The organism is Phormidium sp. FACHB-1136 (assembly GCF_014697375.1).
In the GTDB taxonomy this organism is placed as follows: Bacteria; Cyanobacteriota; Cyanobacteriia; order Phormidesmidales; family Phormidesmidaceae; genus Nodosilinea.
The window spans coordinates 21,943-35,114 of record NZ_JACJRS010000055.1 but is presented as its reverse complement, the minus strand read 5'-3'; the positions used below and the strand labels follow the sequence as shown (position 1 = coordinate 35,114).

Here is a 13,172-nt window from a genome sequence, read left to right as displayed (position 1 = left end):
ACGGAGGTGGGGTAGGGGGTGGTCATCTCTCGGTTCTTTTCGCCGCCTCTCTAGGATAGAAGCTCAGCCCTCAGGATTGCATCTTATTCAATCCACGTTCCTAAGTAGCCCGCCCTGGGAGAGGGGCCGGGGGTGAGGGCCGAGGGTCTGGGGCCACAGGCCAACCTCAACGACCTCATCCTCGAACGCCTCGTTGCCCTCAACGCCCAACGCGCCGAAGAAGAACGCAATCTGGCTGCGGCCAGAGTATCAAGCCCCAGAGCAAGCCCAGCCCGTCCAAGCCACCCTAGACGGCATCGGCACCGAAACCGAAACCATCGTAGAACCCGTAGAACAGCGCAAGTGGCCCACCCAGCCCAAAGCTCAACTCGCCGCCATTCGAGACTTGCTCCGCACCAGCAGCGGAGAATGGACAGTGCCTCAAATTGCCGCCCAATTCACCGGAAAAAACACTAAGAAAAAACTCGATACCATCACCGAAAACTTGGAACGCCTAGAATGGTTTGGCTTAGTAATTTGCGACGAACATAACGGCATCCTCCACTGGCACCACACGGAAACTATTGCCGCTTAATCTTTGAGGCTGGGGAGTGGGCATTGCCCGACGTTTCAGGCCACTCACTTGGTCTCTATCGGCTCATCCCAGCAGGTTAGCAACCTCTCGGATGAGCGCCGCAAAATCACTCGCCCTATGGGCTTTCCCGCCTGCCAGTGCTACCTCCGAAATGAACCCCTGTCAACCTGCGGAATGTCGGCTACCAAGATCGCTATCCTCGCGTATCTGGCCCAGGGCTGATACTGGACTTAGGGGCGTTGGGGTTTCATGAGACCCAGCATTGGCCCCAGAATGATCCCAAAGACAAAGCCGCCGGAATGGGCCCAGTAGGCCACACCAGAGGATCCGAGGTTCACCTGGTCGCTGAGGGTGGCAAGGCTGAAGATTGCCTGCTGGGCAAACCAGATACCGAGGAAAAAGATGGCGGGAATGCGGACAGTGGTGAAGACGATGATCAACGGCAGCAAAGTGAGGATTTGCGCCCTGGGAAAGCGCAGCACGTAGGCTCCCATCACTCCGGCGATGGCCCCGCTGGCTCCCACGGTGGGCACGGTGGAGGCGGGGTCGAAGGCCCATTGGGTGAGCCCAGCCATCACCCCACAGCACAGGTAAAAAATCAGAAATTTGACGTGGCCGAGCTGATCTTCAATGTTGTTGCCAAAAATCCACAGATAGAGCAAGTTACCGCCGATGTGGAAAAAGCCGCCGTGGAGAAACTGCGACGACAGCAGGGTGATCCATTCGTAAAGGGGGGCTTCAAGTTGTCCCCGCAGACTGGCGCTCAGTTGGGCGGGCACCACCCCCCAATCGACAAAAAACTGGTTTAGCCCCTGGGGGGAAAGGCTAAGCTGTACTCCAAATACCGCCAAGTTGAGGCCAATAATCCCATAGACGACGATGGGGGTGAGGTCGGTGGGGTTGTCGTCGCGGAGAGGAACCACGGCAGAGGAAAGTCACATTAGTCTGAGGTCTTCATTCTAGGCACATTGCCGTTGATCGGGGTGAGTGGGTACACCCCTAGGGGCGAGGGGGGCCAGTGGTTCTGTCTCAATTTAATTCAGGATGGTGTCGGGGGTTGGGGTGGGGGCGCTATTATCGGCTTGTGACTGCCTAGATGGAACTTTGTGTGATGACTGCCAACACCGTAGATCTCGATCTGTCGGCCCCTACTTCCGATGATGCGATGGAAAGCACCTCCTATATTCAGACCATTGAGGCCGTGCTGACGAGCCTGGATCAGGGGGATGGCCCCCTTGTGCAAAAAAATGCCGAAGGGCACCTATGGACCTTTAAATACGGCAGCGTCGATGTCTATGTTCAACTTACCGGGGAAACCGACTCGGATACCCTCACCATCTGGTCCCCAGTGCTGACCCTTCCCACCAAGGATGAGCCTGGGCTGATGAAGTCTCTGCTGGAGAAAAACTGTTACGATACCCTAGAGGCCCGTTTTGGCCTGTCGGGAAACCAGGTGATCGTGATTTCCAGCCGTATTCTGCAAGATATTTCCGCCGCCGAAATTTCCCGACTGATGACCATCGTGGCCACCATTGCCGATGACTCCGACGACGCCCTCCAGGCGGAATTTGGCTAGGGCTGATGGTTCGCGTTCACCCTCCAGCGTTAATCCTCAGCCACGGATCGGGCAATGGCGGGTAATTGAAACCCAGGGGGATATTCCCCCTCTTCCTTAATGCGTTGAATCATAGCCGGAGCCACCCCCAGCCCCAGGCGGTCGGCAATGGCGCGGACAATATCCCCCCGGTCGAGGACGCCCGCCACTGCATCGGCGGGGGTGAGCACGGTGAGACTGGACAGGGCTAAATCCTCCAGCTTGGCGATGGCTTCCACGAGGGGTGTATTCTCTCGCACGGAGGGAATGGTAAGCAGGGGTTGGGCAATGTCTTGGAGGGTGCGCTGATCCCACTGGCCGCGCTCGATGGTGCGAATGGCGTCGATGCTAACGAGCCCTCGGTAGCGCCCTTCCGACGCCGCAAAGTAGGCGGGGGGATGGTGATCCTCTAGGAGGTAGGCTTCGGCAAAGCTGCGTAGGCTGGTGTGGGCATCCACCACCCGAAAATCGCGCACCATGGCATCGGCGGCGGTGAGGGCGAGCATCGCCTCTTGGAGGCTGGTTACCTGCTGGTAGGCGGCAGCATTGCGCAGGGCAAACCAGCCAATGGCAGCAATCCACAGGCCAGAGTAGTCTTGGTTGAACAAAATTCTGCCTAGGCCCAGGGCAATGGCCAGCCAGCCCAAAATTTGCCCCGACCGCGCCGCCCAGCGAATGCCTTGAATGCGGCTATCGGTCACCTTCCACACCAGAGCCTTCAGCACTTGGCCGCCATCAAGGGGAAGTCCAGGGATAAGGTTAAACAGGGTTAACACCAAGTTGATGTAGGCAACGTTGACCAACACCAGGCGTATTGGGGCAGGCAGGGGCGAAACCTGCACCAACCCCGACAATAACAAAAATAGGCCAAAGCTCACCAATGGCCCCGCAATGGCTACCTTGAGGGCATTCCAAGGGGTTTTGGATTCGCGATCAATGGAGGCAATGCCACCAAACAAAAACAGGGTGATGGAATTGACCCCAATGCCCTGTAATTTAGCCGCAACGCTATGGCCCAGTTCGTGGAGCAGCACCGACCCAAACAGCAGCAGCGCCATGGCAAAGCCCATCACCCACGCCAACTCGCCCCACTGCATTTGCCAATCGGGATTGAGGCCATTGGCCAGGGTAATCAGCACCAGGATAATGAACCAAGAACGGTCAATAAATAGGGGAATACCCAGAATAGACCCCACGCGCCAGCCAGATTGCATCGCCAAACCCTCTGAAGAACATCCCCCGGCCTTACCCCTGAAGGATGGGCTAAGGCCGGGGGAGATGCCCCTATTCTAGACAACTGGCTGGGGGAGAACTACAGCAACCCAGCGTTTCCTAGGCCCAAAATCATTCCAGCGCCCAGAATATGGCCAAAGCTGCCAATGGCTAGCAGTTCTGGCAAACCAAAGCCCTCAAACACCATGGGCAGGTTGGCGGGTAGGGCTGGCCCCACCCCAGGCCGCTGGATGGCGTATTTGCCAATGGCCAGCACAAACAAATTGCAGGTGATCATAATCAGCGCCACCTTAAAGGACCATTCGGGGGTGGTGGGGGTGGTGAAGGCCATCAGCAGTGAGGTATTCAGCAATGTTATGTCTCCCAACTAAAGCAGTTTTGAATCATTCTGGATTATAGGAAGCCGTAGAATCGAACTGGCGGAATGTTCAATAGAGTTAACATGCAGGTCTAATATGCAGGTGAAAATTTGCGGTATCACCCAGGCGGAACAGGCTCTAGCCATCACCCACATGGGAGCCACCGACCTCGGTTTCATCTGCGTGGCCCAATCTCCCCGCTACGTGGCCCCGGCCCAGATTGCCGCCATCCTGACAACCCTGGCCGAGCATGACTGGCGGGGAGGTAGCGTGGGCGTTTTTGCCAACGCCGATCTAGACCCCCTCCTCGCGGTCGTCCAGCAAACGGGCCTCAACACAGTGCAACTCCATGGGGCCGAAACCCTAGCACAATGTCAACACCTCCGCCAAGCCCTACCCCACCACCGCCTCATTAAAGCCATCCGCGTCCGTACCACGGCGGATCTTGACCAAGCCCTGACCTACGCCCCCACTGTGGATGCCCTGCTGCTGGATGCCTACCACCCCGACCACCTCGGCGGCACGGGCCTCACCCTAGACTGGTCAGCCCTACAAACCTTTGCCCCCCCCTGTCCCTGGTTCCTAGCCGGAGGGCTGCGCCCTGACAACATTCATCAAGCCCTCGCTAACCTCCACCCCCACGGCATCGATCTCTCTAGTGGCGTAGAAACCCGCCCCGGCATTAAAGATCTCGCCCTAGTCCAACAGTTATTTCATCAACTACGGTGCTTACCCAATCCACGGTGCGGTGGCGGGGATTGAAATGGATGAGGGGATAGACCGCTATGCCTATCAACAAGGGCTGTTTGTGATGAAGCAAACCGGGAACACGGTCACTCTAGCCAATGACCTCAGGTTCCAGCCGACTGCGTGGTAGGAATCCCCTAGTTCGTAGGATGTGTTAGTGATAGCGAGACGCATCAAATTCTTGCCCAGTATGGATGACGTTTTGCTAATTTCGTCTCCCTTCAGGTATTCGACCACGTAGTTCGCGAAGGCGTGGAGACGTTGGGCAATGGCGGAGATAGGCATAGGCTGCTGAATTAGCAGCGTTTTAGGGTGTTAATGGTGGCACTGGTTTCAAAAGTATGATCCTTGATTTCTGGTTGCCTAGAGCCCTCATATAGCAAGCGCCCTACAAGGCATCCCACTTTAGCAGATCAGTGCCGCATCGGCGGAATCCTTTGCCCAGCGCATTCGGGGCTATTGGGGCGTCGAAAACAAGGTGCACCCGTTCGCGGTGTGACCTAGGGAGAAGATGCGTCGCGCATCCGCATACACCAGTTCCCGCAGATTTTCGCGGTCGCCCGTAACTTCGCGATTAATCTTGCCCGCTGCAATGCCTTCTCCAATATGGCGCAAGCTGAACGTCTCTGCAAATTTGGACTGGATACCCTCAAGACCATTTTTAGAATGAAATAGCCCTGTCTAATGACATCTAGTCTGGTATCATATAATCTCATCTGAAATTTGAATTAGCGTTTCTAGATTACTAAACTGACCAAGACTTTTAATTCGTGTCCAAGTTCAAAAATCCATCACTACGGAGTTACTGATGATACAGCCCTCTACTATTCTGGTTACTGGTGGAGCAGGTTATATTGGTTCACATACCGTTTTTCTTCTTGAGAAAGCTGGGTATAATGTTGTCATTATTGATAATCTCGTCTACGGACACCGAGACTTAGTTGAATCTACATTAAAAGCCGAGTTGATTGTTGGTGATATTAGTGATCGTCAACTCTTGGATAGTATCTTTCAAAAATATTCCATCGATGCCGTCATTCATTTCGCTGCATTTGCGTATGTAGGGGAGTCGGTCACGGAGCCTAGGAAATACTACCGAAATAATGTTGTAGGGACGCTAACTTTACTGGAAGCCATGGTTGATGCGGGGGTCAGATCCATTGTCTTTTCCTCGACTTGTGCAACCTATGGCATCCCTGAAAGTGTACCTATCACTGAAAATCAGGCTCAAAAGCCGATTAACCCCTATGGGGCAAGTAAGCTCATGGTTGAGCGTATTCTAGCTGACTTCGATCAGGCCTATGGTTTGCAATATGTTATCTTTCGGTATTTCAATGCGGCGGGTGCTCACCCTGATTCTCTGTTAGGGGAGGATCATTTACCTGAGACGCATCTGATTCCGCTTGTTCTGCAAACAGCGTTGGGTCACAGGGACTCTATCTCGGTATTTGGCACTGATTATCCTACCTCGGACGGCACCTGTATTAGAGACTATATTCATGTTATGGATTTAGCCCAAGCCCATGTGTTGGGGGTGGAATACCTTCTTCAGGGTGAGCAGAGTGACATCTTTAATCTGAGTAACGGCAATGGCTTTTCTGTCCAGGAAGTCATTCAAACGGCCCGTGAAGTCACCGGAAAACCGATTCCAGTGGAATATTGTCCGCGTCGGCCTGGAGACCCACCTGTATTGATCGGGAGCCAGGAGAAAGCCAAGCAGAATCTAGGATGGCAAGTTAATTATCCTAGTCTGTTTGACATTATCCAACACGCCTGGAACTGGCACCAAAAACGACATTAAGGACATTAAGAGATCATCTAGATCTATAGCGGTTCTCGCTCCAGTGAGGTACAGGTCTGTTTAGCTTCAGATCCCCCAGTTTATAGCGGTTCTTAGTAGAGTGAGGTACGCCTTTTCTAGGCTTGAGATCGTCCAGTACCTAGCTGCCTAAGTTTCACTCTGTATCCCCTTTATGAAGGGGGGCAGGGGGGATCGTCGCAATGTACGTCATTCGGTTGAAATCCGCTATATTGCTGTGGAAGATTCACCTTCCCCCTGAATAAGGGGCTGGGGGATCTTAGCGGTGTACTTCATTCGAGTGAAACCCGCTATCAGATTAGGCCGCTGTCTAGGGGGCACTCTCCAAGTGGCAGGCCTTTTGGAAGGCGGTTTGGCCGTCGCGAACCTCTATGTCATTGTCTAAGGCGCTGAGGGTTGTCGCGAAGGCTAAACGTCGGTGGGTTGCCCCCCATTGGTTTCGGGGTAATCGCTCGCTTTGCATGGACAGGGATTGACCGAAAGCAGCCTCAGACAACGGATGACCACTTATCCGTCACATCCGTTTTACCCATAATCGCGATCCTGAGTTCACCAGGGCATCACGGAAGCCGCACAAGCAATGCACCTATTGAATTGACTCTAAAATACACACGTACTACCATGCTGCCGATTAGTTTTGTCAACTAACCAGCTAGCCAGGTTATTACCCGTTAAGCCAAAACGAGAATTGCTGCGAGATTTCCGTGAATTGCCTAGGGGCTTGCATAGATGTGCTAGAGTGAACCTCTGGTCATGTGATGATTGATTCACTGGTTTCTACTCGGGCAGATCGTCCAGACGCTGTTGTTACAGCCAACGTTTCGGCAAAATGCCGCCCTTTCACTCTTTCGGCGTTTTGTAGTCTGGCTACAGACTTCTTTCCTTGAGTGCCTAGCCCTTGATTCTGATCACGGCTGCCCTATTGTCTGAGGTTATCTAATGTCGAAGCGTCGCAATCCCAAGAAAGAAAAAGCACTGCGCAACCAAGCCTATGCCCGTAAGTTCCGCAAAAAGCGCTCTGGGGGGCAGCGTTTCTTCAAACGGAATAACCGTGGGGCCGACGAAGAAGGCAACAGCGAGAATGCCAATAAAGAGGGGAACGATTACTCTGCGGCTATGTAGGCTTAGGCTGTTATCGCGTCAAGTCCCTCAAGAATGTGGCGAGCAGCGGCCTCTCCAGAGAGACACGCCTCTTCCATGCCTTTCCCATCACACCAATCGCCACACCCTGCCAAGGTCGGCACCGCTTCGGTGTACAGTGCTTTGGCAGGGTGACTTTTGTGGACAAAGCCGTAGCGCCAGCGATGAACCTGCATCCAGACAGGCTGATCTAACCCGTTGCCTAGGGATTCAGCCGCTTGAGCTAACATGGCTTGCCCCACAGGGAGAAGATCCGTCGCGTCAAAATAATCACTGGCAAAGGAATCCGTGCTGTGGGCCACCACCACCGGATAGGGCGATTGGGGGCGCTTACGGCTATCGAGGGCCAGCCAACGCAGCACGGGATGGCCTTCTCCCCGAACTATCCACCCTGCTGAGGGTGCGCGGTTAACCGTTAAGTCGTTGCCCGTTACCCCGATATTAGCTGGGCTGTCTGGGGAATAGCCTGCCATCACGGTAATCACTGGGTCAAAGGTCACCGCCTCAGCGGCAGTAACCAAAGACGCCAGAGCCGCATTTTGGCCCACGGATGGAGCCAGGATGGGGATAATTTGCGCCGCTGGCAGAGCCAACACTAGCGCCCGTGCCTCTAAGGGGGTCGCCGCTTCAAGGCCAGCATCCGCCGCATCATTGACCCAATCTACCCGCCATCCGTGCGCTATGGGCAAAACCTGGGTGACTCGGCTCTGGCGTTGAATGGTCAACCCTGTTGCCATCGCCTTAGCTAGGGCATTCATCCCCAGGGGAGAGATGTAGTACCGATTTCCAACGTCCCTCTGATCAGGGCGGGAAGCCCACGGTTCATTGGCCGCCAGGATCAATTCAGCGGGTGTCCAGGGTTGTAGGATGCCTTGATCGACCCAATTCCTGAGCCAGGATTCGCCCAGGTGGGTGGGTGACTGAATCAACGGACAGCCATGATCCACCACCACCGTTTCGCTGGAACCCTGGGGCCAAGCCACCCGGCGCGTGGCCATGCGTCCCCCTAGCCCTCGCGACTTGTCTAGCACCAATACTCGATGCCCCGCCTGGGACAGCCGTTGCGCGGCGGTGATGCCACTCATCCCCGCACCGACTACAATCACATCCCACATTCTGGTCGCTCCTCCTAAAACTGCACCTGCATTTCGACTTGATAGGCATCGGTCACGTGGGGTTGCCCATTCACCGAGGCCGGGGTTAATCGCAGTTGCCGCTGTCCTATGCAGATTACCAGGTTGTCTAGGGCAGGGTTACCGCTGCTGACATCCACATAGGCGGCGGAGATATGGCCATCGGCTTCTACCCGTACCCGTAGCGGTATCTGCACGGTAGTCCCCGGACTGGCCATGGCCCCCACGTCAGCCACGCCGCATGGGCCTAACCAAGGATCTACGGCAATGGCCGCTGTGTTCAACAACTGGGGCGGGGTATCTGGCCAATCACGACCGTAGGCGGTAGGACTAACGCCCAAGGGCCAAAGTTGACCTCCGGTAGGACGAGGACTAGGTGTAACAGTGGACGGTGGTGTAACGGTCGGGGGTGGCGTCACGGTTGGTGATGGCGTCACGGCTGGCGATGGCGTCACGGCTGGCGATGGCGTCACGGTCGGGGAGATGGGGACAGGTGTCGGGGTAGGGATAGGGGCAGGGATAGGGGCAGGGATAGGGGCAGGGATAGGGATAGGGGCAGGGGCAGGGGGCGGTGTCGTTGGGGAGGCTGAGGATGGGGATTGAGACGCCTGGGGTGACGGGAGATCAGGCAGGGGCCGATCCGGCGGTGCGGATGGGGGGCTCTCCAGGGCAGGTGGGGGCTCCTCATAGACTGGGGTAGCGTCTTCTTGGATAGCCCCTGGGGCGGGGGAGGCTGAAGGGGATGACAGGGCTAGGATCTGGATGGGAATAGCCTGGGGACGATTGGGATCCGAGGCGGGGGCAACCTTGGCCCAGGGGGATAGGCCCAGCAGCAAGACACCATGGGCCAGAACAGACAACCCTGCGGCTAGGGGCCAAAGGGGTTTGGGGTCACGATAGACCTCCAATCGAGTGAGAAAGGGCGAGGCTGTCATGGGATACTAGCCTAAGCGAGGGAAGGAAACGCTATAGTTGTCCCGTAGCTTCCCCGATTGGCATAGTGGCGTACTTTTAGGTGTCATGGCTGAATCTACCTTCGATGCGTCTTTGCGGGCCAAGGCTCCATCGCCACCTAGCCCAGCGGCAAACTGGGCTGCGACTGAGGATTGGCCCACGCCGCACATTCGGATAGCCAAGCTAGGGGATTTAGAACAACTGACGGAGGTGCTAGCGAGTAGTTTCTATGATCGCACTGGCTGGTTGGCTTGGCTCTACCCCCTGGCTAAACTAGGCATTCAGGAAGACTTGAAGCAACGCCTGAAGCTAAATCGCCCCCACTATGCCTGCCTGGCCATCGTGACGGTGGATGCGGCAGATCTCCCCGGAGAAAAGGCTGACCCAGAGGTTGATCGAGGACAGATTGTGGGCACGGTGGAGGTGGCCCAAAGGCAGTCTTGGCCTTGGCAGGGCACCCATGCGAGGTATGCCTACATTTCTAATTTAGCGGTGGCTCCGGGCAGTCGGCGGCGGGGCTTGGCGACCCAACTGCTGACGGCTTGCGAAACCCTAGCGCTGACCTGGCAACTTGACCACCTCTACCTCCATGTGATGGAAGATAATCCAGGGGCACGGCGGCTCTATCGGCGGGCGGGGTTTGAGGTCTTTCAAACGGAGGAAACCCTGGCCGTGTGGTTAGGGCTTCAGCCCCGTCGTCTGCTACTCCAGAAAACCCTTTTGTCAACGCCTAGGGATGGCATGGCCTAGCCCATTCTCCGATGGCGCTGGCGGCAAACAAACCGGAGCCAGGGGGGTATAGATGGCAGAGCCGGATGATGGCCAATAATCGTCAGGACGTTTTGTTCAAGGTTTTTGTTAAAAAAGTTTATCGAAATTTATGAAATGTTTATATTTTGGCCCTAGGAATTGATGCATCCTTTATCAGAACCTGACGCTTTCCGCCAAAAGTTGGGTATAGCTGCTTTAAAATATGACCTCAATGACCTGTGCTTTTCCATGGCCACGCGACATCAAGCCACACTAATGGAGGGGCAGAGCGTGTCATCTGCTGAAAATGATGACATTCTGACCAAGATTCGCAGCCCGGATCTATGGATTGTCAACAGTCGTCGCCGCAACGGGTTAATCATCCACAAGGAGTTTTATACCGAGTTTGCTGGCCCTGGTGCTGCGGTGGGGGGTGGCCTAGATGACGATTGCCGAGGGATCATCCCCTTGGGCAGTCTCTCGTTGTTGCCCTCCACCTCCCCAGAGGAGCAGCAAAAGGCGCTGAAAATTCGCCTGCAATGGGTACGCCTCACCCAAAACTTCACAGACAAACCTGCGGCCATCGACCGGGCGCGCATGATTCTAGAGCAATTTAAGAGTTACTTTGACCCTAGCATCGTGGATCAGGTGCCGGACGAAGCCTTTGCGCTGCTGGTGGGGGTGCTGCCCTACACCGTGCGTCGGGCCAGGGATTTAGTCTAGGTTGCTCCTCACACCTGGGCGATGTGCCGCAGGGTGCGCTGATTTTCGGCGGGGCTACCGATGGTGATGCGAAGGCCACCGCCCGCATGGCGAATCAACGTACCCTGGGCCTTGAGCTGGTGAAACCAATCGGCAAGTTCCTCCCCCATCGACCGTTGCGGCAGGCTGGGGCGGGCATAGATAAAGTTGGCGGTACTGGGCCAAGGCTGAAGCAACGTTTGGGTGGATAGGGCGGTGGATAGCCAGTCTCGTTGAGCCTGGATCTCGGGAATGATGCTCAGCAACTCCTGGCGATGGGCCAGGGCCAAGGCGGCAGCGGTTTGGGTGATACTGGGCAAATTGTAGGGTAGACGCACCTTTTCCAGTGCCTCGGTGAGGGCAGGATGGGCCACGGCATAGCCCACCCGAAACGCCGCTAAGCGGAACGCCTTAGAAAACGTCCGCAGCACGACCCAGTTAGGACGTTGCAGCACATCAGAAACGGTGGTGTGTTGGCTAAATTCAAAATAGGCTTCATCCACCACCACCAGAATGTCCTGCGGCAGTTGTCGCAGCCAAGCCAGTTCCGCCTTGGTGAGGGCGTTGCCCGTGGGTGAGTTGGGGTGCACCATAAACACCAGCCGAATCGGTGGCCCTGCGGGTTGGTCGATGGCCTGCTGGGCAGCCTCCAAATCCACAGCAAAGCTCTCCTCATCGCGCCCCACCGTCACCACCGGAATGCCCAGGGTGCGGGCCAAAATGGCGTACATCGAAAAGGTGGGATTGGCCACCAGCACCGCCCCCTCACCGCCGACACAGGTGGCAATTAGTAGGGAACGGATCAGTTCATCGGATCCATTGCCCACTGAGAGGTGCTGGGCGGCAATGCCGGGAGCGGCTTCGGCCACGTAGGCGGCAATGCTGGCCTTGAGGTCGGCGTGGCCCCCGTCGGGGTAGCGGTTGGCGGCGATGGTGTGCTGCACCGCCCAGGCCAGTTTTTCCTTCAGGGGGGTGGGCAGATCGTAAGGGCATTCGTTGGTGTCGAGGGGATCCAGCGTCACCGCCGCCACCTCGTCGGGGGTGCCAGGATGGGGCTGATAGGCCGCGAGATTCACCACATCCGACCGCAAAAACGCCAGCGCCATACCCCAAAACCCTCGTTTACGGTTGCCAAGACTGTTGCCAAGTTCCCATTATTGCAGGCTTCCCATAAATTCGCTGCTCCCCACTCCCCACTCCTAACGCCTTTGCCTACCCTACCCTCACCCCATCCCCCACCCGTAGCCGCTTTCCCCCCTGCTGGCGAATGACGGTATTCACCCCAAGGCGATAGAAGTGGTTAAACCGATTCACGGCCACCCAGGGGGGCAGAGTCGCCCGTCGTTGTTCGGTAAACATGCGCTGAAAATCTGGTGTGGTTTCTCCGGTGAGGGCGTCGCGGGTGGGCACGGGGCAGCGCTGGCAGGGGTTGATCCCCTCTAGCACCACCTCGCCCAGGGTGAAGGGCACTGGGTCGCCGCTGGCACTGAAGAGGCGATCTTCCCAAAATGGCGGCACCCCACCCATTTCGAGATTGCTGCGAAATCGACGCCGCACCTCCTCCAGGGTCAAGCCGGGATACCAACTCGCGACGGTTTCTAGGGTGGCGGTGCTGATCACCGTGGGGCCAGCGGCGGCGGTGTCGTCGGGGAAACCCAGGTCAGCGTTGGTTTTCACGGTGACGGGCTGCTGAAGCGCCTGTCCGAGCCAAGCGGCTAGGGCTTCTAGATCGCCTGGTAGCTGAAAGGAGGCCGCGTCAAGGGGATCGGCGGCACAGGTGACGGTGGTCAGATCTTCGCTGTAGCTGGCCCGCAGACGATGGATAGCCGCCGTTCGCTTGGCATGGATAAATCGACCTTGGGTATCAAACAGGGCGTAGGTGCGATCCCCTTGCAGGGCACCGCTGGCTAAGACCGCCGCCTCCGGCACCGCTACGCCATCCAGGGACTTGATGGGGAAAAGATTGATGTGGGCGAGATAGGGAGTCATGGGAGAACAGCGGGTACGACAGGTTCAGGGCGAACGGAAGCTCCAGGGAAAATGGGGCATCATGCCGGGGAACCATGAAAATTGTAAAAAAGGGGTTGCCTTTTTAGCGATTTTCTGCTCCAATATGTCATTGAAATGG

Annotated in this window: 15 protein-coding genes; 7 read left to right on the top strand and 8 right to left on the bottom strand. The window is 56.4% G+C overall.

Going from position 1 to position 13,172, the window contains the following annotated elements:
• Window positions 1-193: 193 nt before the first annotated feature.
• Window positions 194-574: a hypothetical protein gene (locus tag H6G62_RS16400; protein WP_190497044.1), complete on the top strand. Its 381-nt coding sequence runs from the start codon at window positions 194-196 to the stop codon at window positions 572-574.
• A gap of 230 nt (window positions 575-804) precedes the next feature.
• Here H6G62_RS16400 and H6G62_RS16395 read toward each other — a convergent pair whose 3' ends face one another.
• Window positions 805-1,497, bottom strand: a complete 693-nt coding sequence (locus H6G62_RS16395) for a rhomboid family intramembrane serine protease (RefSeq protein ID WP_190497042.1) — start codon at window positions 1,495-1,497, stop codon at window positions 805-807.
• A gap of 188 nt (window positions 1,498-1,685) precedes the next feature.
• Between H6G62_RS16395 and H6G62_RS16390 the strand changes: the two genes are divergently transcribed.
• The gene (locus H6G62_RS16390; protein WP_190497040.1) at window positions 1,686-2,150 is read left to right on the top strand and encodes a YbjN domain-containing protein; all 465 of its coding nucleotides are present in this window, start codon (window positions 1,686-1,688) and stop codon (window positions 2,148-2,150) included.
• A gap of 29 nt (window positions 2,151-2,179) precedes the next feature.
• Here the strand turns inward: H6G62_RS16390 and H6G62_RS16385 are convergent, their stop codons facing one another.
• On the bottom strand, window positions 2,180-3,382 hold the full coding sequence (locus tag H6G62_RS16385) for a site-2 protease family protein (protein ID WP_190497037.1): 1,203 nt from the start codon (window positions 3,380-3,382) through the stop codon (window positions 2,180-2,182).
• Between the two features lie 98 nt (window positions 3,383-3,480).
• Entirely contained in the window at window positions 3,481-3,753 is a 273-nt protein-coding gene (gene psaK, locus H6G62_RS16380) for a photosystem I reaction center subunit PsaK (RefSeq protein ID WP_242052119.1), read from the bottom strand.
• A 103-nt stretch (window positions 3,754-3,856) separates the two neighbouring features.
• On the opposite strand from psaK, the gene H6G62_RS16375 reads away from it, so the two are divergent.
• The gene (locus H6G62_RS16375; protein WP_190497035.1) at window positions 3,857-4,522 is read left to right on the top strand and encodes a phosphoribosylanthranilate isomerase; all 666 of its coding nucleotides are present in this window, start codon (window positions 3,857-3,859) and stop codon (window positions 4,520-4,522) included.
• A 441-nt stretch (window positions 4,523-4,963) separates the two neighbouring features.
• On the opposite strand, the gene H6G62_RS16370 is transcribed toward H6G62_RS16375, so the two are convergent.
• On the bottom strand, window positions 4,964-5,122 hold the full coding sequence (locus H6G62_RS16370) for a hypothetical protein (protein WP_190497033.1): 159 nt from the start codon (window positions 5,120-5,122) through the stop codon (window positions 4,964-4,966).
• 193 nt (window positions 5,123-5,315) lie between these two features.
• Between H6G62_RS16370 and galE the strand changes: the two genes are divergently transcribed.
• The gene (gene galE / locus H6G62_RS16365; RefSeq protein WP_190497031.1) at window positions 5,316-6,308 is read left to right on the top strand and encodes a UDP-glucose 4-epimerase GalE; all 993 of its coding nucleotides are present in this window, start codon (window positions 5,316-5,318) and stop codon (window positions 6,306-6,308) included.
• Window positions 6,309-7,265: 957 nt separating this feature from the next.
• Window positions 7,266-7,448: a hypothetical protein gene (locus H6G62_RS16360; protein ID WP_190497029.1), complete on the top strand. Its 183-nt coding sequence runs from the start codon at window positions 7,266-7,268 to the stop codon at window positions 7,446-7,448.
• Between the two features lie 2 nt (window positions 7,449-7,450).
• Here H6G62_RS16360 and H6G62_RS16355 read toward each other — a convergent pair whose 3' ends face one another.
• Together H6G62_RS16355 and H6G62_RS16350 are read right to left on the bottom strand one after the other, a co-directional pair.
• Window positions 7,451-8,581, bottom strand: coding sequence for an FAD-dependent oxidoreductase (locus H6G62_RS16355; RefSeq protein WP_190497027.1), 1,131 nt, complete (start codon window positions 8,579-8,581; stop codon window positions 7,451-7,453).
• A 14-nt stretch (window positions 8,582-8,595) separates the two neighbouring features.
• A complete protein-coding gene (locus H6G62_RS16350; protein WP_190497025.1) occupies window positions 8,596-9,534 on the bottom strand; it encodes a hypothetical protein in 939 nt (312 codons plus the stop codon).
• Between the two features lie 85 nt (window positions 9,535-9,619).
• On the opposite strand from H6G62_RS16350, the gene H6G62_RS16345 reads away from it, so the two are divergent.
• Window positions 9,620-10,303 carry a GNAT family N-acetyltransferase gene (locus tag H6G62_RS16345; RefSeq protein WP_190497024.1) on the top strand — a complete coding sequence of 228 codons (684 nt, stop codon included), beginning with the start codon at window positions 9,620-9,622 and terminating at the stop codon, window positions 10,301-10,303.
• 291 nt (window positions 10,304-10,594) lie between these two features.
• On the top strand, window positions 10,595-11,026 hold the full coding sequence (locus H6G62_RS16340; protein WP_347239366.1) for a hypothetical protein: 432 nt from the start codon (window positions 10,595-10,597) through the stop codon (window positions 11,024-11,026).
• 8 nt (window positions 11,027-11,034) lie between these two features.
• Here the strand turns inward: H6G62_RS16340 and H6G62_RS16335 are convergent, their stop codons facing one another.
• Together H6G62_RS16335 and H6G62_RS16330 are read right to left on the bottom strand one after the other, a co-directional pair.
• Window positions 11,035-12,150, bottom strand: coding sequence for a histidinol-phosphate transaminase (locus H6G62_RS16335; protein WP_190497022.1), 1,116 nt, complete (start codon window positions 12,148-12,150; stop codon window positions 11,035-11,037).
• A 106-nt stretch (window positions 12,151-12,256) separates the two neighbouring features.
• Complete coding sequence (locus tag H6G62_RS16330) at window positions 12,257-13,033, bottom strand: MOSC N-terminal beta barrel domain-containing protein (RefSeq protein ID WP_190497020.1); 777 nt, start codon at window positions 13,031-13,033, stop codon at window positions 12,257-12,259.
• Window positions 13,034-13,172 lie beyond the last annotated feature (139 nt).

Bases quoted from the DNA above. Each gene is read 5' to 3' on its own strand.
- H6G62_RS16390 (WP_190497040.1), top strand. From the start codon at position 1,686: ATGACTGCCAACACCGTAGATCTCGATCTGTCGGCCCCTACTTCCGAT.
- H6G62_RS16385 (WP_190497037.1), bottom strand. From the start codon at position 3,382: ATGCAATCTGGCTGGCGCGTGGGGTCTATTCTGGGTATTCCCCTATTT.
- H6G62_RS16375 (WP_190497035.1), top strand. From the start codon at position 3,857: ATGCAGGTGAAAATTTGCGGTATCACCCAGGCGGAACAGGCTCTAGCC.
- galE (WP_190497031.1), top strand. From the start codon at position 5,316: ATGATACAGCCCTCTACTATTCTGGTTACTGGTGGAGCAGGTTATATT.
- H6G62_RS16360 (WP_190497029.1), top strand. From the start codon at position 7,266: ATGTCGAAGCGTCGCAATCCCAAGAAAGAAAAAGCACTGCGCAACCAA.
- H6G62_RS16355 (WP_190497027.1), bottom strand. From the start codon at position 8,581: ATGTGGGATGTGATTGTAGTCGGTGCGGGGATGAGTGGCATCACCGCC.
- H6G62_RS16350 (WP_190497025.1), bottom strand. From the start codon at position 9,534: ATGACAGCCTCGCCCTTTCTCACTCGATTGGAGGTCTATCGTGACCCC.
- H6G62_RS16345 (WP_190497024.1), top strand. From the start codon at position 9,620: ATGGCTGAATCTACCTTCGATGCGTCTTTGCGGGCCAAGGCTCCATCG.
- H6G62_RS16335 (WP_190497022.1), bottom strand. From the start codon at position 12,150: ATGGCGCTGGCGTTTTTGCGGTCGGATGTGGTGAATCTCGCGGCCTAT.
- H6G62_RS16330 (WP_190497020.1), bottom strand. From the start codon at position 13,033: ATGACTCCCTATCTCGCCCACATCAATCTTTTCCCCATCAAGTCCCTG.